Source organism: Bartonella taylorii 8TBB (genome assembly GCF_902825155.1).
Taxonomy (GTDB): Bacteria; Pseudomonadota; Alphaproteobacteria; order Rhizobiales; family Rhizobiaceae; genus Bartonella; species Bartonella taylorii_A.
In genome coordinates this window covers 1-486 of the sequence record NZ_CADEAG010000098.1, presented here as the reverse complement: position 1 = coordinate 486, position 486 = coordinate 1, and the positions used below count along the sequence as shown (strand labels likewise).

The window sequence follows — 486 nt, the reverse complement described above, 5'->3', positions numbered from 1 at the left end:
CAGAAAAGAGTAAACTATCTTCCGCACCTGAGAAACAAGCGGCTGCTAATGTAATACATAACAAATAAGTGGCGTAAGCAAAATATGCATAATTCATAAAAAGAGCTAAAAAACCGCAAAGAAAGAAAAACAGCCCAGTATAAATAACGCGCTTACTTCCATAAACATCTGATAATAAACCCAAGGGGACTTCTAAGATCAAAGGAAGCAATAAAAAATAACTACCGATTAAAACAATATCCGCTTGCGACAAATGCAATTTTTCCGACAAAAAAAGTGGTAAAACAGCAACCACTAGAGCAGTAGACTTGCTAACACTATAAATCTTAAATTGCTTAACCTTATCCACAAAATACCTTCCCACGACATCCGCTACATGCGCCAGATTCTTTCAAAGATTTTAAAACGCTTTGAGCAGACCAATCTATTGCCTCATAATTTTGTAGATTCCCAAAAGCTTCTGAATAAAAGCAATTTTTTAAATCT

General features: G+C 35.0%; 1 protein-coding gene. It reads right to left on the bottom strand.

The features are described 5' to 3' along the window. The coding region (locus J7R13_RS08820) for an MFS transporter (protein WP_208438308.1) at window positions 1–349 on the bottom strand (349 nt) is incomplete at its 3' end. Window positions 350–486: the final 137 nt, after the last annotated feature.